This is a genomic window from Alistipes sp. cv1 (assembly GCF_900240235.1).
GTDB classification, from domain to species: domain Bacteria; phylum Bacteroidota; class Bacteroidia; order Bacteroidales; family Rikenellaceae; genus Alistipes_A; species Alistipes_A hominis.
Genome location: NZ_OEPW01000001.1, coordinates 676571 through 700696, shown reverse-complemented (window position 1 = coordinate 700696; position 24126 = coordinate 676571). Strand labels below are relative to the sequence as shown.

Annotated in this window: 21 protein-coding genes, 1 tRNA gene and 1 riboswitch; of the genes, 12 read left to right on the top strand and 10 right to left on the bottom strand. The window is 55.0% G+C overall.

Going from position 1 to position 24126, the window contains the following annotated elements; genetic code table 11:
* The first annotated feature begins 143 nt into the window (after positions 1–143).
* The 5 genes from C1A08_RS02950 to C1A08_RS02930 all read left to right on the top strand — a co-directional run bounded on the left by C1A08_RS02950 (position 144) and on the right by C1A08_RS02930 (position 8221).
* Positions 144–2060 carry a BACON domain-containing protein gene (locus tag C1A08_RS02950; protein ID WP_101571267.1) on the top strand — a complete coding sequence of 639 codons (1917 nt, stop codon included), beginning with the start codon at positions 144–146 and terminating at the stop codon, positions 2058–2060.
* A 232-nt stretch (positions 2061–2292) separates the two neighbouring features.
* Positions 2293–2646, top strand: coding sequence for a hypothetical protein (locus C1A08_RS02945; RefSeq protein ID WP_101571265.1), 354 nt, complete (start codon positions 2293–2295; stop codon positions 2644–2646).
* Between the two features lie 86 nt (positions 2647–2732).
* Positions 2733–3845, top strand: coding sequence for an efflux RND transporter periplasmic adaptor subunit (locus C1A08_RS02940; protein ID WP_101571263.1), 1113 nt, complete (start codon positions 2733–2735; stop codon positions 3843–3845).
* 3 nt (positions 3846–3848) lie between these two features.
* On the top strand, positions 3849–6950 hold the full coding sequence (locus tag C1A08_RS02935; protein WP_101571261.1) for an efflux RND transporter permease subunit: 3102 nt from the start codon (positions 3849–3851) through the stop codon (positions 6948–6950).
* On the top strand, positions 6947–8221 hold the full coding sequence (locus C1A08_RS02930) for a TolC family protein (RefSeq protein ID WP_101571259.1): 1275 nt from the start codon (positions 6947–6949) through the stop codon (positions 8219–8221). The genes C1A08_RS02935 and C1A08_RS02930 overlap by 4 nt, the downstream gene beginning before the upstream one ends.
* 85 nt (positions 8222–8306) lie before the next feature.
* Here the strand turns inward: C1A08_RS02930 and C1A08_RS02925 are convergent, their stop codons facing one another.
* The 3 genes from C1A08_RS02925 to crcB all read right to left on the bottom strand — a co-directional run bounded on the left by C1A08_RS02925 (position 8307) and on the right by crcB (position 10524).
* On the bottom strand, positions 8307–9305 hold the full coding sequence (locus C1A08_RS02925; RefSeq protein WP_101571256.1) for a GGGtGRT protein: 999 nt from the start codon (positions 9303–9305) through the stop codon (positions 8307–8309).
* A 33-nt stretch (positions 9306–9338) separates the two neighbouring features.
* Positions 9339–10031, bottom strand: coding sequence for an iron-sulfur cluster assembly scaffold protein (locus tag C1A08_RS02920; RefSeq protein ID WP_055201943.1), 693 nt, complete (start codon positions 10029–10031; stop codon positions 9339–9341).
* A gap of 115 nt (positions 10032–10146) precedes the next feature.
* Positions 10147–10524, bottom strand: a complete 378-nt coding sequence (gene crcB / locus C1A08_RS02915) for a fluoride efflux transporter CrcB (protein ID WP_055201941.1) — start codon at positions 10522–10524, stop codon at positions 10147–10149.
* A gap of 77 nt (positions 10525–10601) precedes the next feature.
* Positions 10602–10671, bottom strand: a riboswitch (Fluoride riboswitch).
* A 293-nt stretch (positions 10672–10964) separates the two neighbouring features.
* On the opposite strand from crcB, the gene C1A08_RS02910 reads away from it, so the two are divergent.
* The 3 genes from C1A08_RS02910 to C1A08_RS02900 all read left to right on the top strand — a co-directional run bounded on the left by C1A08_RS02910 (position 10965) and on the right by C1A08_RS02900 (position 13919).
* Positions 10965–12101: an acyltransferase gene (locus C1A08_RS02910; protein WP_101571255.1), complete on the top strand. Its 1137-nt coding sequence runs from the start codon at positions 10965–10967 to the stop codon at positions 12099–12101.
* Between the two features lie 409 nt (positions 12102–12510).
* Positions 12511–13329, top strand: a complete 819-nt coding sequence (locus tag C1A08_RS02905; protein ID WP_101571253.1) for a DNA-methyltransferase — start codon at positions 12511–12513, stop codon at positions 13327–13329.
* A gap of 338 nt (positions 13330–13667) precedes the next feature.
* Complete coding sequence (locus C1A08_RS02900) at positions 13668–13919, top strand: hypothetical protein (protein ID WP_055201933.1); 252 nt, start codon at positions 13668–13670, stop codon at positions 13917–13919.
* Positions 13920–14222: 303 nt separating this feature from the next.
* On the opposite strand, the gene C1A08_RS02895 is transcribed toward C1A08_RS02900, so the two are convergent.
* From C1A08_RS02895 to C1A08_RS02880, 4 genes are all read right to left on the bottom strand, one after another.
* Positions 14223–14304 (bottom strand) — tRNA-Leu (locus C1A08_RS02895).
* A gap of 112 nt (positions 14305–14416) precedes the next feature.
* Entirely contained in the window at positions 14417–15190 is a 774-nt protein-coding gene (locus C1A08_RS02890) for a 3'-5' exonuclease (RefSeq protein ID WP_055201897.1), read from the bottom strand.
* 98 nt (positions 15191–15288) lie between these two features.
* Positions 15289–16416 carry a DNA polymerase III subunit beta gene (gene dnaN / locus C1A08_RS02885; protein WP_101571251.1) on the bottom strand — a complete coding sequence of 376 codons (1128 nt, stop codon included), beginning with the start codon at positions 16414–16416 and terminating at the stop codon, positions 15289–15291.
* 67 nt (positions 16417–16483) lie between these two features.
* A complete protein-coding gene (locus tag C1A08_RS02880) occupies positions 16484–17359 on the bottom strand; it encodes a nucleoside phosphorylase (RefSeq protein ID WP_055201892.1) in 876 nt (291 codons plus the stop codon).
* 67 nt (positions 17360–17426) lie between these two features.
* On the opposite strand from C1A08_RS02880, the gene glmM reads away from it, so the two are divergent.
* From glmM to C1A08_RS02860, 4 genes are all read left to right on the top strand, one after another.
* Positions 17427–18815, top strand: coding sequence for a phosphoglucosamine mutase (glmM, locus tag C1A08_RS02875; protein WP_101571249.1), 1389 nt, complete (start codon positions 17427–17429; stop codon positions 18813–18815).
* Between the two features lie 297 nt (positions 18816–19112).
* Positions 19113–20015 carry a LysR substrate-binding domain-containing protein gene (locus C1A08_RS02870; protein ID WP_101571246.1) on the top strand — a complete coding sequence of 301 codons (903 nt, stop codon included), beginning with the start codon at positions 19113–19115 and terminating at the stop codon, positions 20013–20015.
* Between the two features lie 77 nt (positions 20016–20092).
* Complete coding sequence (locus tag C1A08_RS02865) at positions 20093–21034, top strand: YeiH family protein (protein ID WP_101571630.1); 942 nt, start codon at positions 20093–20095, stop codon at positions 21032–21034.
* A gap of 82 nt (positions 21035–21116) precedes the next feature.
* Positions 21117–22490, top strand: coding sequence for a dipeptidase (locus C1A08_RS02860; RefSeq protein WP_101571244.1), 1374 nt, complete (start codon positions 21117–21119; stop codon positions 22488–22490).
* A gap of 477 nt (positions 22491–22967) precedes the next feature.
* On the opposite strand, the gene rplI is transcribed toward C1A08_RS02860, so the two are convergent.
* Genes rplI through rpsF form a run of 3 tightly spaced genes read right to left on the bottom strand, consistent with a single transcriptional unit; the run spans position 22968 to position 24047 of the window.
* Complete coding sequence (gene rplI / locus C1A08_RS02850) at positions 22968–23408, bottom strand: 50S ribosomal protein L9 (RefSeq protein ID WP_055201881.1); 441 nt, start codon at positions 23406–23408, stop codon at positions 22968–22970.
* Between the two features lie 21 nt (positions 23409–23429).
* Positions 23430–23699, bottom strand: coding sequence for a 30S ribosomal protein S18 (gene rpsR, locus C1A08_RS02845; RefSeq protein ID WP_101571240.1), 270 nt, complete (start codon positions 23697–23699; stop codon positions 23430–23432).
* A gap of 6 nt (positions 23700–23705) precedes the next feature.
* On the bottom strand, positions 23706–24047 hold the full coding sequence (gene rpsF / locus C1A08_RS02840; RefSeq protein ID WP_055201877.1) for a 30S ribosomal protein S6: 342 nt from the start codon (positions 24045–24047) through the stop codon (positions 23706–23708).
* Positions 24048–24126: the final 79 nt, after the last annotated feature.

Genomic DNA, 24126 nt, shown 5'->3' with positions numbered 1-24126 from the left:
CTGTTTCCGTCCGGCGCGACGCTGCGAAAGGGTGCAAAATAATTTTTCCCGACAAATTTCGAGTCAATTTATCGTATTTATTTGATTAATTATGAAAAAATTCTTTATATTTGTTCAATCTAAAATCTCTAAATGCTCAAACTATGAAAAAATTTACTTTATGCAGTTTATTATTGCTGTCTTCGGTAATATTCTGGCGGTGCGAGGATGATTTCCAGTCGTCTATGAAGTTGGGCGACTTCTCATTCATGCTCGATACGACCACCTGGAAAGTTCCCGTCGACGGTGGACGGGATTACCGGGTGATCGAGGCGCCGGGCGATTGGACTGTAAAGATCCAATATCCGGAAGGAACCACTGACAAGTGGGTGAAGATCAGCGATACCACGGGTAGTTTCGGTAAATATAAACTGACTCTTGTCGCCGGCGCGAACACTTCCTACGAGTTTGCCCGCGAGGCTTCTTTGGTTTTCTCCAGCGGAGAACAGACCGAAACCATGAGGATTTACCAGCCGACCCCGATCGGAGCCGTGGTTAAACAGGACACCTATAACGTGGAAGCGGGCGATACGGTGATCAAAGTCGAATTCACGGTGAACGTGCCGTACGACTATTCGATCAGCGACAACGCGCAGAAGTGGATTATCCCTGTGTTGGGTAAAGCGGTGGACAACGTGACGCTTCAGTTCCAGATTCTGGCCAGCAACCGGAGCCGCGAACGCGTCGGGACGATCACGATCTATCCGGAAGGAGGCGAAGCCGTACCGGTTACGGTTACGCAGGCCGGCGCTTCGGAACTGATCGAGTACCCGATCTACGAAGAGACCGATCTCCGCGGAAACGTTTCGTTCGTGAAGAACAGCGACGGATCGATGGATGCGTGGTTCCTGCGTTCGACTCCGATGAAGTTCCAGAGCGAACCGCATATGTATAATAAGACGGGCTGGTGGTATGCTGTTACCGATAATACCAACAACGCACATTGGGGTAAAGACGCGTACGATCTGGGCAGCGGCCCCATTGCATTGAAATTCTACGCTTCCACGGCATTCAATCAGTTGTGCTACATGGGCAGCGGTTCTTGCACCTTTACCTTGTATCCGTGGGATACGGATTATGCGACGAGTATGGCCAAAACGCCGGTCTTCCAGAAGACTATGACTTATGACGGCGGATGGGCTTATCCTACCGGAGCGGGCGAATACCTGCCTGCCGGAAATTATCTGGCTGTTGTCGAAGGAAGCGCGGGCAACTCGGTAATGGTAACGACGAACGAACCGGACGACGAAGTTTGGGCTTACGCCAACGGCGCTTCGACCAAGAAATTCCTGGCGCTGTCTTACGAAGTGTACTTCCAGAATCCTGGCGTAGAGTTCGATAATTTCAACGCATACGACTTCTCGGCGATGGTTAAGGCGCATTCGGCTGACGGTCAGTCGTGGGATGAACCCGAATTTGTCTTCACTGCGAACAATGCGATGCTGTCGCAGCGAGATAACCTGGGATATGCTAACAATATGGCGATAGCCAAAGTCGGTTCGGATTATTTCATGGCGTTGTCTCACGATGAAAACGGAATCTGGATGGCTAAATCCGCCAACGGAAAAGATAACTGGGAGATTCTGGGCGACAAGAGTATCCTTGAAAGCGGTAAGGTAGTTTCGATGTTCATCAACGACGCGATGATTTACCTCTACTTCCAGGTCGGCAGCGACATTCACGTCGCAACGACGAGCGCCGGCAGCAGTGATTGGTACACGACGCTGAAAGATAACGGATCGGTACTGACGGTTCCCAGCGGTGTAGGCGGCGTTTCGGTCGTGTACAATGCGAACATCAGTAAATACCAGATTCTCTATTCGCAGAGCGACGTGATCTCTTCTTACGTAGCCGATGCCGGTACCGATAAATTCGAAGCGGGCGACATCGTTGTGGACGGAACCAGAGCGGGGGCGACCCAGGTAGGTTACTTCACGAATGAAGCCGGTATCGTTCCGGACGAAGCTAAGACGTGGGTCGGCTATCAGTACTCTCAGGGACTTATCGCGATGCCTTTGTAATAAGGATTTAAAGGGATTTTAATCCTGTCTATAAAACTAAGGGGTTCGGCAAATTTGCCGAACCCCTTAGTTTTATATTTGTCGGGGAGGCGACGTCCGCAGCCTGCCGGCTTTCGTCGGACGGACCGAACGGCCGGCGCGGGAATGAATCCGGCGGGATTGTGCCGACAGTTCTTGCCGGAAACGGTGATATATAAAATAAACGATTATCTTTGTACCGGACGTCGAGCGTATGAAGCAGGGACTGGTGAAAATAGCGAAATGGCTGATGGTGGTGCTCTTTATGAGTTACTACTTCAGTACTACGCTTTTTTACCATACCCATCATTTCCAGTGGGGAACCGTTACGCACTCCCATCCTTACATTCCGTTCGAAGGCGGGATGCCTTCGCATTCCCATACGGCCGAGCAGTGCGCGACGATCGGTTTGTTGTCGGCAATCGTTTTGTGGATCGCTGTCGCTCCGGCTTTTCTTTTCGCAAGGACGATCGTTACGCCGATTTATGTTTTCTTTTCGCGGTACGTTTCGCACCTTCGTTTGCCTGGCATTTTGCTCAGGGCCCCTCCTGTTTTCATTTGCGGGTGATTTACCGACAGGTTTTCGTAAGTCACGGTTTCTCCGGAAATTCGTTCCGGAGAGGAAAAAGCGTATGTTTTTTATAATTCGAGCAAATGAAAAAAATAATTTTTTCCATTGGTCTTGTATTGCTGTATGCCTGCGCGGACAGGTCGCAGGGGCAGCGGCATGCAGACGACCGGGGAGTCCGGGTGGAGGAAGAGTGCGTCGTGCTGGCGGCGGATTCTCCGATCCGGGAGCGCATTAAAACCCAATCGATTCATTTTTCCGATTACCAGGCTGCGTTTACGACCTCCGGGGTCGTGCAGGCTATTCCGACCGGTTATGCCGAGATCGCCTCGCCGTTTGCCGGGCGTATCGTCAAGTCGTTCGTCCGTCTCGGCCAGCAGGTCGTGCCGGGAAGTCCCGTTTTTTCGATCAGTTCTCCGTCGTTTTTCGAGACAGGAAAGGCTTATTACCAGGCCAAACAGGAGATGGAACTGGCCCTGAAAAGCCTGAACCGAGAGAAAGACCTGCTCCGTAACAATGTCGGCGTCGCCAAGGAGGTCGAGGAGGCGGAGGTAAACTACGAACTCCGGAAGAAAGATTACGAGAACGCTCTCGCCGCATTGAGCGTGTTCCAGATCGAACCTGAAAAGATGACGTTGGGACAGCCGTTGGTCATTACTTCGCCGATCGCCGGCGAAATCGTGAAAAACAATATCGTTATCGGGCAATATATCAAAGAGGACGCCGGTCCGCTGGCTCTGGTGGCGGATCTGAACAAGGTTTGGGTGGTAGCCCATGTGAAAGAAAAGGACATCCCTCTGATCCGTCGGTTGAATCGGGCGGATATTCGTCTGATGGCGGTTCCGGATACCGTTTTCAGCGGTACCGTTTATCATGTCAGCGAATTGCTCGACGAGGAAACCCGTTCGGTGGAGGTCATTATCGAGTGCGATAACCGTGACCGGCGGCTGAAACCGTTCATGTACGGGACCGTACAGCTAACCGATACGCCGTCGCGCGCGCTGGTGATTCCGACCTCGGCCGTCCTGCAGCGGGAGGACGATTGTTACGTGCTGGTACGCGAGTCCGAGGATCGTTACCGTAAAGTCCGGATCTCCGTATCGTCTTCCGACGAGCGGCAGACGGTCGTGTCTTCCGGCCTCGGCGATGGCGACGAGGTCGTTACCGAGGGGGCGTTTTACCTGATCGACGCGCGGTAGCTTATGAAAAAGTTGATTTATGAGGCCATTCATCGGCGGGCGCTGATGTTTGTGCTGTTCGGCCTGTTGGCCGTGATCGGCTACTACGCGTGGACTCGGCTGGCTATCGACGCTTATCCGGATATCGCCGACGTAACGGTGCAGGTCGTTACGCAGGTTCCTGGACTGGCGGCCGAAGAGATCGAGCAACAGATTAGCATTCCGATCGAGCGGGCGATGAACGGCCTGCCCGGCCTGCATGTGATGCGGAGCAAAAATACGTTCGGCCTGTCGACCGTGATCCTCGTGTTTCAGGACGGGGTGGACGATTATTGGGCCCGGCAGCGCGTGCAGGAGCGGTTGGTGGACGTGGAACTTCCCTACAATGCCGTTCCGGGCCTGAATCCGCTGACTTCGCCGACCGGCGAGATATTCCGTTACGTGGTCGAAAGCGACCGGCACGATCTGCGAGAGCTGACCGACCTGCATAAATGGGTGATCATTCCGCGCCTGAAACAGGTGACCGGCGTGGCGGACGTCAGCAATTACGGCGGGATCACGACGCAGTACCAGATCGAGATCGACCCGCACAAACTCGAACAGTACGGAATTTCGCTCGCCGACGTGGTCGAAAAGGTGGAAAAGAACAACGTCAATGCGGGAGGCAGCATGATTTCGCACGGCGATCTGAGCTATGTGATCCGTGGAATCGGACTGGTCAAAGGGCTCGAAGACCTCGGGAACATCGTGGTCAAGACCGAGAACGGCGTCCCGGTCTACCTGAGCGACATCGGCCGGTTGAAATACGGCAACCTCGAGCGCAAGGGGGTGCTGGGATTTACGGACGATACGCGGGACTATCAGGACGGCGTGGAAGGGATCGTGCAGATGCTGCGCGGACAGACTCCTTCGCAGGTGCTGCAAGGAGTGCACGAAGCGGTCGACGAACTGAACGGCGATATATTGCCCGAAGGGGTTTCGATCCATCCGTTCATGGACCGCACCGACCTGGTCAATACGACGCTGCATACCGTGTCGCATACGCTGTTCGAAGGGATGCTGCTGGTCGTGCTGGTGTTGATCCTGTTCCTGGGTAGCTGGCGGGGCGCGCTGCTGGTGGCCGTAACGATCCCGTTGTCGCTGTTGATCGCTTTTATCCTGATGAAGATTACGGATATTCCCGCCAACCTGCTGTCGCTCGGGGCGATCGACTTCGGGATACTGGTCGACGGGGCGATCGTGATGATGGAGACGATTCTCAAAGGACGTGAAAGTCGTCCCGACGTCGAGCTTTCCAAGGACGGCGTGGTCCGGCGTGCCACCGAAGTGGCGCGTCCGATCCTGTTCTCGACGCTGATTATCATTACGGCTTACCTGCCCCTGTTCGCTTTCGAACATATCGAGCAGAAGATGTTTACCCCGATGGCCTATACGGTGGGATATGCGCTGCTGGGAGCGTTGGCCGTCGCGTTGTTGTTGACTCCCGGCTTGGCGTTCCTCGCTTACCGGATGCCGCGCAAAACCTACCGGAACCGGTGGCTCGAAAGGCTGACCGAAGCTTACGACCGCCGGATAAGGAACATTATGAAGCGTCCGAAGCGCATTTTCGCTCCGCTGGCTGCGATTCTGGCCGGGGCCGTCGTGCTTTCCGTTACGGTCGGCAAGGACTTCTTGCCGCCGATGGACGAAGGGGCGATCTGGATACAGGTGCAGCTTCCGCCGGGCATTTCGATCGAAAAGTCGAAAGAGATGGGAGCCGAACTGCGCAGGACGCTGAAACGATTCGACGAGGTCTCGTACGTGATGACCCAGGTAGGACGCGACGACGAGGGAGCGGAGGCGTTCTCGCTGTCGCACGTCGAATGCGGCGTCGGGCTGAAGCCCTATAATACCTGGAAAAGCGGGCGCAGCAAGAGCGAACTGATCGATGCGATGGCGGTCGAGCTGCAGAAGATGCCGGGATATTCGGTCGGTTTTTCGCAGCCGATCATCGACATGGTGATGGATCAGGTGGCCGGAGCGCACAGCGACCTTGCCGTAAAAATCTACGGCGAAGGCCTGCACGAAACCCGCCGCATCGCCGAGCGGATCGAACAAACGCTCAGGACGGTGCCGGGCGCCGTCGACGTGGCGGTGGATCAGGAACCGCCGCTGCCGCAGTTGCAGATCATCGCCGACCGCGACCGGATCGCGCAGTACGGGCTGAACGTTTCGGATGTGACCGAGCTGATCGAGTTCGCGATCGGAGGAAGCGCCATCTCGCAGGTTTTTGTCGGCAGCAAGTCGTACGACGTGACCTGCCGGCTGAACGAAGAGTACCGGAATACGCCCGAAAAGATCGGGTCGCTGATGCTGACCAACGGCAGCGGTACGAAAATTCCGCTTTCGCAGGTCGCCGAGGTCAGGATGACCACCGGGGCCAGCACGATCACACGGGAGATGAACAGGCGTCACATGACCGTCCGGGTAAACCTGCGCGGCGTGGATTTGAGTACGTTCCTGCGCGATGCGAACCGGGCCATCGCCCGGAACGTGAAGTACGATCGCGAAGAATTTCACCTGAAATGGGCCGGACAGTTCGAAAATCAGCACCGGGCTTACGCGCGGCTGGCCTTTGTCGTTCCGCTGGCGCTGTGCATCATGTTGCTGCTGCTGATCGTCGTTTGCGGAAAATTCCGGCAGGCGGCCGTACTGATGAGCGTCGTTCCATTGGCGCTGTTCGGCGGCATGTTGGCCCTGAACGTGCGCGGTATGACGCTGAACGTCTCGTCGGCGGTGGGATTCATCGCGCTGTTCGGCGTGGCGATCCAGAACGGGGTCATCATGATCTCGCACATCAACAACCTGCGCAGGCAGCAGGGGAAGGAGCTGTTCGATGCGGTGGTTTCCGGCGCGCGTCACCGTTTCCGTCCGGTGCTGATGACCGCGACGGTGGCGGTGCTCGGCTTGCTGCCGGCGTCGCTGTCGACCGGGATCGGTTCCGACGTGCAGCGACCGCTGGCCACCGTCATCGTCTACGGACTGTTGTTCGCGACCGTCGTGACGCTGTTCATCCTGCCGGCGCTCTACTACATGGTCGAAAGTTATCATCTCAAACGTAAAAGACCGGAACCGGATCAAGCATGAAAAAGAGAATCATTTTATGGATAGCATTGCTGCCGGGCGTCGCGGCCCAGGCGCAGACGCTCCACCGGACGGAATGTCCGCTGGGGTACGACCAGTACATCGGTCGGGTTTGGCGGGAAAATCTTTCCTATGCCGCCGAGAAGCTGAATGTCCGCATCGCCGATGCCGAGGTGAAAGCCGCGGGCGTATTCAACGATCCGCAGTTCGGCGTCGAGTACGGCAACAACGCCGACCGGCGGATGCAGATGGGGCAGAGCGTGTCGGCCGAGCTGAGCAAGACCTTCTCGCCCGGCAAGCGCGCCGCGCGGATCGACCTGGCCCGCAGCGAACAGGAACTGAGCGGGGCGTTGCTGGAAGACTATTTCCGTAACCTGCGGGCCGAAGCGACGCTTGCCTATCTCGATGCGGTCAAGCAGGCCGAGTTGTTCCGCGTGAAGCAGGACGCTTACGAGAACATCCGCAAACTTGCCGAAGGGGACAGCGTCAAATACACGCTGGGCAAAATTACCCGCGTGGACGATATCCAGAGCGGGCTCGAAGCCGGCATGATGTACAACGAACTGCTTCAGGCGCGTACCGACCTGCACAACGCTTTTTTCGCGCTGAATTTGCAGACGGCGACCTTCGACCGCGATACGCTCTACGTGCCGTCGGGCTCGTTGCACATGCCGGAACGGACGTTCGATCCCGATCGGCTCGTACAGTCCGCGCTGGACAACCGAGCCGACCTGGCCGCCGCGCTGAAAGACACGGAGGTTGCCCGGCGTGCGCTGACGGTAGCCCGGCGCGAACGGAATATGGATTTCGACGTATCGCTCGGTGTGAACCATAATACCGAAGTGCGTAACGAAATCGCTCCGGCGCCGCGTTTCAACGGCGTTACGGTGGGGCTTTCCGTACCGTTGAAATTTTCGAACCTGAACAAAGGTACCGTGCAGGCGGCCAAGTACCGGATCCAACAGGCCGAAGCCCGCTACCGGCAGGCCGAATTGGAGGTGCAGACCGAAGTGTTGCAAAACCTGCGGCAGTACCTTTCGCTGGCCGAACAGGTCAGACGTTACGAAACGGGGTTGCTGGAGAAAGCCAAATCGGTCATCGACGGTAAGATATACAGTTACGACCGGGGCGAAACGCCGTTGCTTGAGGTGTTGAACGCGCAGCGGACTTACGACGACCTGCGGACGGCCTATATCGAGACGTTGTACGACCATGCGGCGGCGCTGGTCGAACTCGAACGCAGCGCCGGCATCTGGGACGTCGTTGTCGAGTGATCGTGCCGGATGCGTCGGTGTCGGTAAAAAGAGGAAGGGCGAACCGTGATCGGTTCGCCCTTCCTCTTTGAAAATTTCGGCGGCGTTACTTCATCGCCTCTTCGATGGCTACGGCGACCGCCACCGTAGCGCCGACCATCGGGTTGTTGCCCATGCCGAGGAAGCCCATCATCTCCACGTGAGCGGGCACCGACGACGATCCGGCGAACTGTGCGTCGGAGTGCATACGGCCCATCGTATCGGTCATCCCGTACGAAGCGGGGCCTGCGGCCATGTTGTCCGGGTGCAGCGTGCGTCCGGTGCCGCCGCCCGAAGCGACCGAGAAGTATTTTTTGTTTTGCTCGTAGCACTCTTTCTTATAAGTGCCGGCTACCGGGTGCTGGAAGCGGGTCGGGTTGGTCGAGTTGCCGGTGATCGACACGTCGACGCCCTCTTTGTGCATTACGGCCACGCCTTCGCGCACGTCGTCCACGCCGTAGCAGCGTACTTTTGCGCGGAGCCCTTTCGAGTACGGGGTTTCCTTGACGATTTTCAGTTCGCCCGAAGCATAGTCGAACTCGGTCTGCACGTAGGTGAAACCGTTGATGCGCGAGATGATCAGCGCGGCGTCCTTGCCCAAGCCGTTCAGGATCACGCGCAGCGGATTTTTACGCACTTTGTTGGCCATTTCGGCGATCTTGATCGCGCCTTCGGCGGCGGCGAACGATTCGTGCCCGGCCAGGAATGCGAAGCACTGGGTCTCTTCGCGCAGCAGGCGGGCGGCCAGGTTGCCGTGTCCGATGCCCACTTTGCGATCGTCGGCTACCGAGCCCTTGATGCAGAAAGCCTGCAAGCCGATTCCGATCGCTTCGGCTGCTTCGGCTGCGTTTTTGCAACCTTTTTTAAGGGCGATCGCCGCGCCTACCACGTAAGCCCATGCCGCGTTTTCGAAGCAGATCGGCTGCGTCTCCTTGCAGGTGGCATAGGGGTCGATTCCCTTTGCGGCGCAGATCGCCTTGGCGTCCTCGATGCCGTTGATCCCGTATTCTTTCAGTACCGCATTGATATGGTCGATTCTGCGGTCGTATCCTTCAAATAAAGCCATGTTTTTAAATTTTAACGGTTTTTACAAAACGGGTTATTCCTGGCGCGGGTCGATGTATTTGACCGCTTCGGCGAAACGGCCGTACGAACCTTTGGCCTTGGCCAGCGCTTCGTTGGCGTCGACGCCCTTTTTGATCATGTCCATAAATTTGCCGAGGTGGACAAATTCGTAACCGATCACTTGGTCGTCTTCGTCGAGCGCCATGCGGGTGCAGTAACCTTCGGCCATTTCGAGGTAACGGGTGCCTTTGGCCACCGTGCCGAACATCGTTCCCACCTGGCTGCGCAATCCTTTGCCGAGGTCTTCGAGCGAAGCTCCGATCGGAAGTCCTCCTTCGGAAAAGGCCGACTGGCTGCGTCCGTAGACGATTTGCAGGAACAGTTCGCGCATCGCCGTGTTGATGGCGTCGCACACGAGGTCGGTGTTCAACGCTTCGAGCAGCGTTTTGCCCGGCAGGATCTCGGATGCCATTGCAGCCGAGTGCGTCATGCCCGAGCAGCCGAGGGTTTCGACCATCGCTTCCTGGATAATGCCGTCTTTGATGTTCAGCGTCAACTTGCAGGCGCCCTGCTGCGGCGCGCACCAGCCCACGCCGTGCGTCAGTCCCGAAATATCCTTGATCTCTTTGGCGCGCACCCATTTGCCCTCTTCGGGGATCGGGGCGGAGGGATGGTTGGCTCCCTTTTTCACGCAGCACATGTGCTGCACTTCGTGTGAATAAATCATAACGGTAAATTTATGTGTTAAACGTTTTGTGGATGTATTCCGATCCGCGCCGGGCGGCTGCGCAGCGCGGGTATTGTTGCCGTGTGTTTCTCCGTTTTTCGCATGACTCGTTCGTTCAAAAGATTTTGACGATCAGATGCCCCAGACAGGCGGCGGCGAGTCCGAGTCCGAAACTCAGCGTCGTGTAGAGGATAAAATGCAGGAGGTTGCCGTTCTGGAAAAGCGAAAAGTTTTCGTGAACGAACGTGGAGAACGTCGTGAACCCGCCGCACAGCCCTACGGTCAGGAACAAGCGCAGGTCGGGATTCATCAGGTTGCCGCGCTCGAAAATTCCGTACAGCAGGCCGATCGCCAGGCAGCCCAGCACGTTGACCGCCAGTGTCCCGAACGGGAACGACGACCCGGTTCCCCCCTGCACCCAGCGCGCGAGCAGAAAACGGGCGATCCCTCCGATAAAACTACCCATGCCGATAAAAAGGAGCGTCCTCAGCATAAGGCTTCGCTCTTTGACATGGAACGATAAAAGTGTTTGTTTGTTACCGTCATAGCTGATTTGCAAAGTGGATTCGAATTCCCGTAGGTATCATCAGCTCGCCTGGAAAGGCGGCGGTTCAAGGCAGATACCATTGCCGAACTTCGGCGCAAAGATACCTAATGTTAGGTAAAAAGCAAAACCTTGTCCGGTAAAATAGCGTCCGATCCGGATATGGTCCGCATACGAACCGCGTCTTCCGATTTTGATACCGGAGCCGGGAATGTTTCGGACGGGAAGCGCTGTATTTCGGTGAGACCGGCGAAAATGGAGTCGGATGGCGGATGTTATCGGAACTTTTGTTTATTTTGTAATGTTTTTGGTCGTGCGGGTCGAACCGAAAGACCGCCGACCGCGCGATTGCATGGTTTTTAATCGTATTCTCAAATATTCGTTTGCTGATGGAAATGCAAGGGAGGGAACATATCGGCTGGATCGACCTGCTGCGTGTCGTCGCCTGTTTTCTGGTGGTTTTGTCGCACTGCTGCGACCCGTTCGTCGCCCGGTTCGATGCCGACCGGGGAGCATTTTTGACCGGGGTATTCACCGGTAGTTTCGTCCGGGCCTGCGTCCCGCTGTTCGTGATGATGACGGGGGTGCTGTTGCTTCCCGTACGCGCGGAGCTCGGGGATTTTTACCGGAAGCGTATCGGACGCATCGTCGTTCCGTTGGTTTTCTGGTCGGTCGTGTTGCCGCTGTCGTATTTCGTTTACCTGAATTACGTCGTTTCGACCGGTAATCCGATGATCGTCGCCGACGACCATACCCTGGGAGCTACTCTGACCCGGATCTATACCTTTATTTTTAATTTCAATTACGATACGACCCCGTTGTGGTATCTCTACATGCTGGTCGGCCTTTATCTGATCATGCCCGTGATCGGCGCATGGCTGCAGCAGGCTTCCCGAAGGGATATCCGGCTCGTTCTGTACGTATGGGGCGTTACCCTGCTGCTGCCCTATATAAAAATGGTCGCTCCGGCGCTGGGGTATACCGGCAATTACGGCAATATGGGGATTCTCGGTGTTTGCGACTGGAACAGTTACGGAACTTTCTATTACGTGTCCGGGTTCATCGGTTACCTGATCCTGGCCTATTACCTGGCGAAGTACCCGCCGCAGTGGAGCTGGAAGCGTACGCTGGCCGTTACCGTTCCGATGTTTCTGGGCGGCTACTTGATCACTTCGTTCGGTTACGTGCTGACCCAGCAATATTTTCCGGGCGATTACGCTTACCTCGAGATCGTGTGGCTTTTCACCGGGATCAACGTTTTTATGATGACTTTCGCGGTGTTCGTCGTTATCCGCAAACTGAAGGTGCGCGCGTCGGTCGGTCTGTCGCGCCTCGCCTCGCTGACGTTCGGCATTTACTTGTGTCACTTTATTTTCGTGCAGGTGGGATACGATCTGATGGGGACGCTGGATGCGCTTCCTGTGTTGCTACGTATTTTCTGCGTCGCGCTTTTTGCCTTCGGGATAAGCTGCGCGTTGGTCTGGATCATGTTCCGGTTTCGCCCGACACGCCGTTTCGTCCGGTAGAGGCGTTCTTCGAAAACGGCTATCCGGGCGATACCGTGCCGGGACAGCCTGTTCTGGTTCGGTATCGTGCGATCCGGAGAACCGAATCCGTCGGTATCGGGATGATCCCTGTTTTCAACGAACTGTTTCTCTTTCTCGGGATTTCGAAAAGACCGACTGACATTTTTCCCCTTTTCCGGCTTTCGCGTATTGCCATATTTGTTGACGTCTTTTGATCCGTACCACGCTGCGGTCGATTTTTTGCCGTCCGGCGGCCGGCTGTGCCTTCCGGGCCGATTTATGGTGAATTTAGACGGAAGGACTGCTTGTTTGAGGTGGTAAATCGTTTGATTATCAGTGTGTATAAATCAGATGATTCGTTTTGGGACACTCGTGTAAATTTTGTAACTTTGTCGCATAATTAAGCGTTATGAGTGTTATAATTGATATATACCGGGACGACAGCGCAGAAAGATTAAAAAAGATTCCGGACAATTCGGTCGATTTGATCGTAACATCCCCGCCTTACGCGGATCAACGGAAAAAAACTTACGGAGGGATCCATCCCGACCGGTACGTCGAGTGGTTTTTGCCGATCTCGGCAGAGTTGCTGCGGGTGCTGAAGCCTACGGGGACTTTTATCCTGAATATTAAAGAAAAAGTCGTGAACGGCGAACGCAGTATCTATGTCATGCAACTGATCCTGGCGATGCGGCAGCAAGGCTGGATTTGGACCGAAGAGTTTATCTGGCATAAGAAGAATTCGTATCCGGGCAAATGGCCGAACCGGTTCCGCGATTCGTGGGAACGGTTGCTTCAGTTCAATAAGGAGAAAAAATTCAATATGTACCAGGAGGAGGTGATGGTGCCGATGGGCGATTGGGCGAAATCGAGGCTCAAGAACCTTTCCGAAATCGACAAAAGCAGGGATAATTCGAAAGTGGGCAGCGGCTTCGGTAAAAACATATCCAACTGGATCAACCGGGACAAAGCCTATCCGACCAACGTGCTGCATCTGGCCACCGAGTGCAATAACAAAAATCACAGCGCGGCCTTTCCCGAAGAACTGCCCGAGTGGTTCATTAAGCTGTTTACTCGGGAGGGCGATTGCGTGCTGGATCCGTTCATGGGTTCCGGTACGACGCTTCTTGTTGCCAAAAGAATGAACCGGAATGCGATCGGAATCGAAATTATTCCGGAATATTGCGAGATGGTGAGCGAACGGTTGGACGTGGAGGTTAAAGAGTGAATCGCGGCGCATTGAATCCGGAACGAATACACTGAATTAAAGTGCGGACAGTCGGACTTCGAAAACGAATGAGAAGTTCCGAAATATCCTGAATCCGTATTTGAAAGATCGAATCATCCCGTATCGGTTGGATTGCGGGACGATTCCGTGCGTATATCCTTCAACGAGAATATTGTACCGGAGTCGAAACGGTCGAAAAAACGAATATTTTTGGAATCTAATAACAATATAATTCATAAATTTGTAACAAAAAGTTTATAACCGGACTCCGGTAGGAGACGGGTCCGGCCGGAAGAATCGGTGCAATTCAATTCACACTAACCAAAATAGAATATATTATGGAAAAATGTATTATTCCGGGTTGTCCTCACGAAGGAGGAAACCAGCTGGGAATCAGATGTCGCAGGCCGGATACGACGGCCGTTTGGGCTCCGAACTGCAATGTTTTTTTGTGCAACGAACATGCCGAAAGCGGATGTCGCATCGACATCAGGATTACTCCCGCCAACGATGGGAAAATTACGACGAACGTTTCCGTGTCCGGTTGCGACGAGAGTATTTCGCGGGTGACGATGATCCGGCGGAAATAACATGAACGGAATCTGAAAGAGCGAAAAATCCTTATTTTTGCCGCTGTTTCAATATAAAAGCCATGAATCGAATGTGATTTCATGGCTTTTATTTTTCGCAATGTGGTATTCTGCATCTGTTCCGGTTCCGCGTTTTCTTTATCTGCAGAGAAAAGGATTCGTAACATAGGTATAAACGGAAGGAACAGCGCATAATTGCCGGAACAATTATCAACTTTACAAAAAAACGGGCGAAGTTGCGAATGTGTAAAATGAAATTAAGGCTTCGAATAATTGAATATCAATTATTCGAAGCCTTAAAAGTACCCGGAGCCGGGATCGAACCGGCACGGATTGCTCCACTGGTGTTTGAGACCAGCGCGTCTACCTATTCCGCCATCCGGGCAAGATGTGTTTCGAGAGTGCAAATATAGCGCTTTATTCCTTATCTGCAAACCGTTTTCGGGAAAATGCCGCCGGAATGCGTAAAGGATTGCGTTTATTCGTGGCTGGTTCCGTTATTTGCCGTTGATGTCCCGCAGGCGGATCGCCGTGATGACTTTTTTCGTATACTGCGGGAAATCGCCGTTCATCATCCACGAGTAATAACTCGGTTCCGTTCGGAACACTTCCGACACGGACCTGCCTTTGTGCTTGCCGAAATTGAACACTTCGACTCCCTTGTCGTTGTATACGATACGTCCGGCATAGTCGACGTTTTGGTCGCGGCACGAAAATTCGGCCAGAAAACCGATGTCGTTTTTCAGGTCGTCGGGGTAACGGTCGAGCTGGGCTTGCAACACTTCCAGGGTGGCCAGCGTATCGGCTTCGGCCGAGTGGGCTTCGGTCAGGTCTTTCTGGCAGTAGAATTTGTATGCGGCGACCAGCGTGCGTTGTTCCATCTTGTGGAAAATGTTCTGCACGTCGATGAAACGGCGTTTTTTCAGGTCGACGTCTATACCGGCTCGCAGGAACTCTTCGACCAGCACCGGGATGTCGAACTTGTTGGAATTGTATCCGGCCAAGTCGCATCCTTCGATGTAGCTCCACAGCGATTTGGCGATCATCTGGAAAGTCGGACAGTCGGCTACGTCCTGGTCGTAGATATGGTGGATGGCCGATGCCGCTTCGGGAATGTGCATCTCCGGGTTCAGCCGGCGGGTTTTGGTCTCCTGGCTGCCGTCGGGCATTACTTTTGCAAGCGATATTTCGACGATCCGGTCTTTGGCGGGATCGACTCCGGTCGTTTCGAGGTCGAAGAAGACGATCGGATTTTTCAGATTCAGTTTCATGGGGTGCGCGTTGTTTTCCGTGTCTCAGGTACGTATATAATACGGCACGGACTTTCCTGCGGGTACGCCGCGGGGGGATGTCCGTGCCGCAGATTCGGTTATGCGTTGATCATCATCGGCATCAGCAGCATCAGCGTGTCGGTGGCCGGCGCTTCGTCGTAAATGGGTTTGAACACTCCGGCGCGGGTCGAGTCAGCCAGCTCCAGCACGACGTTTTGCGTGTCGATATTCGCCAGAATCTCGACGAGGAAAGTCGATTTGAAACCGATCGAGATAGCCTCTCCTTCGTACTCGCAGGCCAGCGATTCTTGGGCCGATACCGAAAAGTCCAGGTCCTGCGCCGTCAGGTTGATCGTGCTCGATTCGATGTCCATCTTGATCAGGTTCGTAGATTGGTTCGAGCAGACGGCCACGCGGCGGATGCCGTTGAGCAGCTCGACGCGGTCGACCCGCACGTGATTCGGGTTGTTGCTCGGGATGACGGCGTTGTAGTTCGGGTAGTTGCCTTCGATCAGCCGGCAGATCAGCGTATGGCTTTTCAGCCGGAACGTCACGTTTTTGTCGTCGAATTCCATGCGGATACTTTCGTCTTCTTTACCCAGCATACTGCGCAGCAGGTTGGCCGGTTTTTTCGGCAGGATGAACGAGGCGGCGATTTCGGTTTCGATCGGCGATACGTATTTGACGAGCTTGTGCGCGTCGGTCGCCACGAACGTAATGCTCTGCGATTCGATGTTGATGTAGACGCCGTTCATCACCGGACGCAGTTCGTCGTCGGCCGTCGCGAAGATCGTTTTGTTGATGCCCGTAAGCAACATGTCCGCGTCGGCGTCGAGTTCCCGGCGGGATTCCGGATTCAGTTCCGGCAGGTTCGGATAGCTCAGCCCCGAAGTGCCGGGAATGGTCAGCTTACCGGTTTTCCAGCTTACCTGGATCTCCCAGGTCGATTCGTTGGCTTCGATCGTCAGCGGCTGTTCCGAGAACTCTTTCAGCGAGTCGAGCATCAGTTTTACCGGGACGGCGATCAGTCCTTCTTCTTCCATATTGTCCACTTTCAGCGATCCGATCAGCGTGGTTTCCAGATCCGAAGCGGTGATTTTGAGGACGCCTTCCTTCAGGTCGAACAGGAAGTTGTCCAGAATGGGCAGCGTGTTTTTGTTGCTGACGACTTTACTCGAGGTTTGCAGCACGTTCAGCAGCGCGGTAGAAGATACGACGAATTTCATATGTTATACATTTTAGTGTTTTATATGCATTTGAACCAAATTCCAACTTCAAAGATAATTCAAAAAATTACAATCCGGCCAGCTTTTCGAGGGACATTTTGATCATCTTATCAACAAAAGGCCGGTAGTCGGTGTCCATTTCGAGGGCAACTCGCTGTGCGATAACCGTGCAGATCGTGGCGGCGTCGTGCCCCAGCAGCAGCGACAGTCCGGCCAGCGCCGAACCTTCCATTTCGAAATTGGTAAAGCGTCGTCCCCGGTATTCGAACGATTCGATCTTGCCGTTGAGCGACGGATCGGCCGGCGAGAGCCGCAGGAAGCGGCCCTGCGGGGCATAAAACCCGGGGGCCGAGATCGTCATGCCTTCGACCGTCCGGTCGGCGAACAGTTCGGCCAGCCGATCCGAGCACCGGACGAAATAGGGGGCGGTCAGCAAGCGGCTCCAACCGGTGTGCTCGACGAAGTCCTGTTCCATTTCGAGATCGCAGACCGCGTTGCGCCCTTTGTAAAAATTTAGCAGCCCGTCGAAGCCGGCCGAGATGCGCGACAGCACCAGGTCGCCGATCTTCAGTTCGGGCTGGATGCCGCCGCAGGTTCCGAGCCGCACGAGTGTCAGCCGCGTTTTTTCAGCTTTTTCGGTACGGGTCTCGAAGTCGATATTCGCCAGCGCGTCCAGTTCGTTGACGACGATGTCGATGTTGTCGGTGCCGATGCCGGTAGACTGTACGGTCATCCGTTTGCCGAAACACTCTCCGGTCACCGCAACGAATTCGCGGTTTTCCGCACGGCATTCTACCGAGTCGAAGTATGCGGCGACCTGCTCTACCCGTCCCGGATCGCCGACGAGGATCACGGTATCGGCCAACTGGCCCGGTTTCAAATGCAGGTGGAAGATCGAGCCGTCGCCGTTGATAATCAATTCCGAGGGGGCGATAATACGCATGGTTTTCAGGTTTTGGATTTTTATTATTGCTATAAAAGTAATTAATTTGCGTTAAATTTCATAGGTTATGACACTGATAAAATCAATTTCCGGAATACGGGGGACGATCGGCGGACAGCCGGGCGACAACCTGACGCCGATCGATCTGGCGAAGTTTACGTCGGCCTACGCCCAGTGGCTGAAAGAGACCAGCGGTGATAAGAGACTGACGGTCGTGGTCGGTCGCGACGCGCGGCTGTCGGGTGAAATGGCGGCTTCGATCGTCGAAGGGACGCTGTGCGGTTGCGGTATCGACGTGATCGATATCGGTCTGGCTACGACGCCGACCGTCGAAGTGGCCGTGACGGGCCGTAGGGCCGACGGCGGGATTATTCTGACGGCCAGCCACAACCCGAAACAGTGGAATGCGCTGAAGTTGCTCAATGCGCGCGGCGAATTTCTGAACGATGCCGAAGGCAAGCGGGTGCTCGCTATCGCCGCATCGGACGGTTATACGTTTCCGGACGTGGATCGCATCGGACACGTGCTCGATCGCACAAGTTACGATAAGACGCATATCGACCGGGTGCTCGCCCTGAAGTTGGTCGACCGGGACGCGATCCGCGCCGCCCGTTTCAAAGTGGTCGTCGATGCGGTCAATTCGGTCGGCGGCGTGGTGATCCCCGCGTTGCTCCGGGAACTGGGCGTCGAGGTGGTGGAACTGAACTGCGCTCCGGACGGGCATTTCGCGCACAATCCGGAGCCTATTCCGGCGAATCTGACGGAGATTTCGGCGCGCGTGCCGGCCGAAAAAGCCGATCTGGGGATCGTGGTCGATCCGGATGTCGATCGCCTGGCGCTGGTGTGCGAGGACGGGACGATGTTCGGCGAGGAGTATACGCTGGTCGCCGTGGCCGATTACGTGCTGTCGCATACGAAAGGGGCTACCGTGTCGAACCTGAGTTCGTCGCGGGCTTTGCGCGACGTGACCGAACGGCACGGCTGCCGGTATTACGCCGCTGCGGTCGGCGAAGTGAACGTCGTGACGAAGATGAAAGAGGTCGGCGCGGTGATCGGCGGTGAGGGCAACGGCGGGGTGATCTATCCCGAAATCCATTACGGACGCGATGCGTTGGTCGGCGTGGCGCTGTTTCTGACGCATCTCGCCCGCAAAGGGATGAGCGCGTCGGCTCTGCGCGCCACCTATCCGCCGTATTACATTTCGAAGAATAAAATCGAACTGACGCCCGAGATCGACGTGGACGACGTGCTCCGCCGGATGAAAGCGAAATATGCGCACGAACAGGTCAACGATATCGACGGCGTGAAGATCGACTTCCCGACCGAGTGGGTACACCTGCGTAAATCCAATACCGAACCGATCATCCGCATTTACAGCGAGAGTCGCGACGAGGCGGCGGCCGATGCGTTGGCCGAAAAGATCATCGCCGATATCCGTTCGGTGATCGCCGGCTGACCGGCGGAACCGTTCCCGTATCGAAAAAGCCCCGTTCCGGATTCCGGAGCGGGGCTTTTCTTACTAAATTTGGAAACAAAACAGGTAGTTTTTAGGTTAGAGTACGGTACATACATTAAGTTCCGGCTCCGGGTAGTTCGGATCTGTATCGGAAAATATCCATAACCGTGCCGTGTTTTTTTTATAAGTCGGTTGCTCCGTTGGGCGTAGGCGTCGATATTTCATACTTCCGGCGACTTTTCGTGCGATCGATCCGCCGTGTTTTGATTTGTGCGCAAAGCGTATTATATTCGTCGTATGATAACCGATTTCCGACTGAAAGTTTTCCGGGCCGTGGCCGAAAGGCTCAGCTTTACCCGTGCGGCGGACGAGCTGTTCGTCACGCAGCCGGCCGTGACTAAACATATCAACGAACTGGAGAAGCAGCTCGGCGTGCCGCTTTTCGTCCGACGGCGCAATGCCGTCGCGCTGACGCCGCAGGGCGAGTTGCTGCTGGGCTATGTCCGCCGATTGCTGGCGTTGTATGCCGAACTGAACGACGCGTTCGCCGGGGACGGCGAGACGTTCGGCGGTGAATTGGCGGTCGGAGCCAGTACGACCATTTCGCAATACGTGCTTCCGGCCATTCTGTCCCGTTTCAAAAAACGTTATCCGGAAGTCCGCCTGACGCTGTGCAACGGGAATACCGAACTGATCGAGCGGATGGTGGCCGATGAAAAGCTCGATTTCGGGGTGATCGAGGGCAATGCCGGAAATCCGCAACTGCATTACGAGACGTTTATGGAGGACGAGCTGGTGCTCGTGACCGCTTCGTCGAACCGTTCGCTGCGGCAGGAGGAGATTGCGGCCGCCGATCTGAAGAAACTGCCGCTGGTGATCCGCGAAACGGGATCGGGGACGCTCGACGTCGTCGAACGGGCGCTCGCTTCGCGCGGAATTTCGTTGCGGACGCTGCCGGTCGAGATGCAGTTGGACAGTACCGAGAGCATCAAGCACTACCTCTACGGGTCGGATGCCGTCGCCTTCGTTTCGGTGCAGGCCGTGTTCGAGGAATTGCGGCACAACCTGCTGCGGGTGATCGAGATCGCCGACCTGTCGGTGGTGCGCCGTTTCAGTTTCGTGATGCGGCACGGCCGCAATAGCCGCCTTTGCGAGTTGTTCAAACAGTTCTGTATCAATTATTATAACCAAAAGTTATAGGAGAGCACTTTTCGTGATTGGCTTTGAACGGATCGGCGGTCTATTTTTGCGGCGTAATTCAAAAGATGAAACGACGTATGCAAACACGATCCGCCCGAAAAACCGCTGTTCTGAAAGCCTGTTTTATTCTTTGTATCGCCCTTTGCGCGACTCCGTACGTATCCGCTCCGATCGCTCTGGTCGGCGGTTTTTTATTCTCCTTGTTTTGGGGGCATCCTTTCGCCAAACTGAACCATAAGGCCACCGGACTGCTGCTGAAAGTTTCGGTCGTGGGGCTCGGCTTCGGCATGAACGTCCACAGCGCGTTGCAAGTCGGTCGCGAAGGGCTCGAACTGACGGTCGTTTCGATCGCGTTGCTGTTAACGCTCGGTTATTTCGTCGGCCGCTGGCTGCGGATGCCGCGCAAATCGTCGCACCTGGTAGCTTCCGGGACGGCTATCTGCGGCGGCAGCGCGATTGCGGCGGTGGCTCCTGCCGTGGACGCTTCGGAGAAGGAAATTTCGGTGTCGCTCGGCGTAGTGTTCCTGCTCAATTCGGTGGCGTTGATCCTGTTCCCGGCGATCGGACATCTGCTGGGGTTGACGCAGCACCAGTTCGGAATGTGGAGCGCCATCGCCATTCACGATACCAGTTCGGTGGTCGGCGCGGCGTCCGCCTACGGCAGCGAAGCGCTCGAAGTGGCCACGACCGTGAAACTGGCCCGCGCTCTGTGGATCATTCCGGTATCGCTGCTGTCCGCCCTGCTGTTCCGCAGCAAGGGGAAGAAGATCTCGATTCCGTGGTTCATCGGGTTCTTTATCCTGGCGATGTTGGCCAATAGCTACCTGCCGTTCGTCGACGATTTCAATACGGCCGTTGTGATCGTGTCGAAGGCCGCGCTGGTCGTGACGCTGTTCCTGATCGGCGCAGGGCTTTCGGTTTCGAAAATCCGCGAGGTCGGTTTCAAACCGTTGTTGCTCGGCGTCACGTTGTGGGTCGCGATTTCGGTGCTGTCGCTGGTGGCGATCTGCCATCTGTAGACCCCCGTTCCTATTTTCGGAAACCGTTGCGGATTGTCCCCGATATTTTTTATCTTTATCCCGACCTCTTAAATGCAGACTTATGGATAAAGCGAAAGCGTATATCGACGAACACAAGGAGCGTTTCGTCGGGGAGCTGTTCGAACTGTTGCGGATTCCGTCCGTCAGTGCGCAGAGCGTGCATGCGCCCGACGTGGTGCGTTGTGCCGAATTGTTGGCCGGATTGCTGGTGCGTTCCGGAGCCGACCGCGCCGAAGTGATGCCCACTGAAGGAAATCCGATCGTTTACGCCGAGAAAATCGTCGATCCGGCGGCTAAGACCGTGCTGGTCTACGGCCATTACGACGTGATGCCGGTCGATCCGCCCGACCGGTGGGAGACCGATCCGTTCGAACCGGTCGTCCGCGACGGCCGGATCCGGGCGCGCGGCGCCGACGACGACAAGGGACAACTTTATATGCATGTCAAGGCGCTGGAAACCATGTTGCAGACCGGCACGCTCGCGTGCAATGTGAAATTTATGATCGAAGGCGAAGAGGAGATCGGTTCGGGCAGCATCGCCCGATGGTGCGGCCTGCACCGGGAGTTGTTGAGAGCCGACATCATTTTGGTTTCGGATACCAGCTTGCTGTCGTGGAAGGTGCCGTCGATCACCTGCGGCCTGCGCGGTCTGTGTTACGTTGAGGTCGAAGTGACGGGGCCGAACCGCGACCTGCATTCCGGTCTGTACGGCGGAGCGGTAGCCAATCCGATCAATGTGCTCTCCGGGATGATCGCTTCGCTGATCGATGCCGAAGGGCGCATTACGATTCCCGGCTTTTACGACGGCATCCGTGAGCTTGCTCCGCAAGAGCATCGGGAGTTTGCCGCCGCGCCGTTTTGCGAGGCGGCCTATTGCAAGTCGCTCGGTATTCTCGAAACGCAGGGCGAAAAAGGATATACGACGCTGGAACGCACCGGGATCCGGCCGTCGCTCGACGTGAACGGCATCTGGGGGGGCTATACCGGCGAAGGGGCCAAAACGGTGATTCCGTCTTCGGCGTATGCGAAGATCTCGATGCGATTGGTTCCCGGCCAGGATTTTCATAAAATAGGGGAGCTGTTCGCGGCTTATTTCCGGGACATCGCCCCGCGCAGCGTGAAAGTGCGGGTCAAAGTGCTGCACGGCGGCGCTCCGTACGTGTCGCCGACCGATCTGCCGGCTTACCGGGCTGCTTCGGCGGCGTTCGAGCAGACTTTCGGCCGCAAGCCGGTTCCGTTCTATTCGGGCGGCAGCATCCCTGTAATCAGCGTTTTCGAAAAGGAACTCGGCGTAAAGTCCATCCTGATGGGATTCGGACTGGACGAGGATGCGATCCACTCGCCGAACGAAAGTTATCCGCTGGCCAATTTCTACCGGGGAATCGAAACGATCGTTCGGTTTTACGCGAACTACGCTGCGATGGGAACGGCATAATTTCCTTCGCGGCATAAAGATAAAAAGTGACTTTAACCTGTTGTTTGTTTATAAGAAGAAATACGCGACGCAAAACAGAGCTAGGACACACAAACGTCCGATCGTCTCATATTTTCTTTTATACTTATGCAACACTAAAGATATAACCAACGATATAACCGATACGACAAGCGCTATCAATGCCAAATTATAATTTTTCTCAAGGGGATTTCCAATATATAGATAGAGAGCTAAGATAATAAATACCCATATCCCTGTTTGTATCGGCACTTTTTTCATGACGGTTTATTTTTGGCGGTTAACGGCGGCGGCGCAATGATGTCGGGTCATTTGTTGATGGATGATATAGAAGATGAATAAAGATAATTATTACCTACTTATATCAAAGCACAAAAGGCGGCATTTATTAAATGCCGCCTTTTAGGCGTTGTTTCTTCCTGCATTTCACATGCAATTCGGAGATAAAGAGCCGGATAATTAAGCTTCGGCTACCACTTCGAATTTAACGGTTGCGCTGATGCCTTTGTAAAGCTTCACGGCGGCTTCGTAAGCGCCGATCGTCTTCACGGGGTCTACGCTGATGCTCTTGCGGTCTACGGCGATCCCTTTTTCGTTCAGGGCCTCGGCCACGTTCGCTGCGGTTACCGAACCGAAAATGCGTCCTTCCTCGGCTTTGGCGGTGATGGTCAACGCGATCTCTGCCAGCTTGGCTGCCAGCGCTTCGGCGTCGGCGATCAGCTTGGCCTCTTTGTGCGCCTGCTGTTTCAGATTTTCGGCCAACACCTTGCGGGCGGAAGCCGTCGCGCTTTTGGCGTATCCCTGCGGGATCAGGTAATTATTGGCGTAACCGGGGCGAACTTCCACGATGTCGTTGGCATAACCCAAGTTCTCGACGTCTTTGATAAGAATTACTTGCATGATATTTCCTCCGGTTTTAGATTATTTAAACATATCGGTAACGAAAGGCAGCAGAGCCAGGTGGCGTGCACGCTTTACGGCGGTGGCTACCTTTTTCTGGAATTTCTGCGAAGTTCCGGTCAGGCGGCGGGGCAGGATTTTGCCCTGTTCGTTGAGGAACTTTTTCAGGAATTCGGCGTCTTTGTAATCGACGTATTTGATGCCGGATTTTTTGAAACGGCAGTATTTTTTCTTTTTGACCTCTACGGTAGGAGGGTTCAGGTATCTGATTTCGGATTGATTCTGTGCCATGACTTGTTATTCCTGTTTTGATTTGTATTTGTTTCTGCGTTTTTCTGCGTACTCAACGGCGTATTTATCCATTTTGAAAGTCAGGAAACGGATCACGCGTTCGTCGCGGCGATACTGAGTTTCGAGGATGTCGACGATGTCGCCTTCCGCTTCGAACTCGATCAGGAAGTAAAAGCCGGTGGTCTTTTTCTGGATCGGGTAGGCGAGTTTCTTGAGTCCCCACTCTTCGCCGCTTACGATCCGACCGCCGTTCTCGGTGATGACACCCTGGAATTTGCCGAACACCTCTTTGGTCTGAACGTCAGACAGCACCGGCGTGGCAATGAAAACGGTTTCGTAATGATTCATAACGATTTGATTTAATTTGTTTTGTGAAAATGTGCCGCAAAGGTAATAAAAAACAGGGAAATCCCAATGCTGTCCGCCG

Bases quoted from the DNA above. Each gene is read 5' to 3' on its own strand.
- C1A08_RS02950 (WP_101571267.1), top strand. From the start codon at position 144: ATGAAAAAATTTACTTTATGCAGTTTATTATTGCTGTCTTCGGTAATA.
- C1A08_RS02945 (WP_101571265.1), top strand. From the start codon at position 2,293: ATGAAGCAGGGACTGGTGAAAATAGCGAAATGGCTGATGGTGGTGCTC.
- C1A08_RS02940 (WP_101571263.1), top strand. From the start codon at position 2,733: ATGAAAAAAATAATTTTTTCCATTGGTCTTGTATTGCTGTATGCCTGC.
- C1A08_RS02935 (WP_101571261.1), top strand. From the start codon at position 3,849: ATGAAAAAGTTGATTTATGAGGCCATTCATCGGCGGGCGCTGATGTTT.
- C1A08_RS02930 (WP_101571259.1), top strand. From the start codon at position 6,947: ATGAAAAAGAGAATCATTTTATGGATAGCATTGCTGCCGGGCGTCGCG.
- C1A08_RS02925 (WP_101571256.1), bottom strand. From the start codon at position 9,305: ATGGCTTTATTTGAAGGATACGACCGCAGAATCGACCATATCAATGCG.
- C1A08_RS02920 (WP_055201943.1), bottom strand. From the start codon at position 10,031: ATGATTTATTCACACGAAGTGCAGCACATGTGCTGCGTGAAAAAGGGA.
- crcB (WP_055201941.1), bottom strand. From the start codon at position 10,524: ATGCTGAGGACGCTCCTTTTTATCGGCATGGGTAGTTTTATCGGAGGG.
- C1A08_RS02910 (WP_101571255.1), top strand. From the start codon at position 10,965: ATGGAAATGCAAGGGAGGGAACATATCGGCTGGATCGACCTGCTGCGT.
- C1A08_RS02905 (WP_101571253.1), top strand. From the start codon at position 12,511: ATGAGTGTTATAATTGATATATACCGGGACGACAGCGCAGAAAGATTA.
- C1A08_RS02900 (WP_055201933.1), top strand. From the start codon at position 13,668: ATGGAAAAATGTATTATTCCGGGTTGTCCTCACGAAGGAGGAAACCAG.
- C1A08_RS02890 (WP_055201897.1), bottom strand. From the start codon at position 15,190: ATGAAACTGAATCTGAAAAATCCGATCGTCTTCTTCGACCTCGAAACG.
- dnaN (WP_101571251.1), bottom strand. From the start codon at position 16,416: ATGAAATTCGTCGTATCTTCTACCGCGCTGCTGAACGTGCTGCAAACC.
- C1A08_RS02880 (WP_055201892.1), bottom strand. From the start codon at position 17,359: ATGCGTATTATCGCCCCCTCGGAATTGATTATCAACGGCGACGGCTCG.
- glmM (WP_101571249.1), top strand. From the start codon at position 17,427: ATGACACTGATAAAATCAATTTCCGGAATACGGGGGACGATCGGCGGA.
- C1A08_RS02870 (WP_101571246.1), top strand. From the start codon at position 19,113: ATGATAACCGATTTCCGACTGAAAGTTTTCCGGGCCGTGGCCGAAAGG.
- C1A08_RS02865 (WP_101571630.1), top strand. From the start codon at position 20,093: ATGCAAACACGATCCGCCCGAAAAACCGCTGTTCTGAAAGCCTGTTTT.
- C1A08_RS02860 (WP_101571244.1), top strand. From the start codon at position 21,117: ATGGATAAAGCGAAAGCGTATATCGACGAACACAAGGAGCGTTTCGTC.
- rplI (WP_055201881.1), bottom strand. From the start codon at position 23,408: ATGCAAGTAATTCTTATCAAAGACGTCGAGAACTTGGGTTATGCCAAC.
- rpsR (WP_101571240.1), bottom strand. From the start codon at position 23,699: ATGGCACAGAATCAATCCGAAATCAGATACCTGAACCCTCCTACCGTA.
- rpsF (WP_055201877.1), bottom strand. From the start codon at position 24,047: ATGAATCATTACGAAACCGTTTTCATTGCCACGCCGGTGCTGTCTGAC.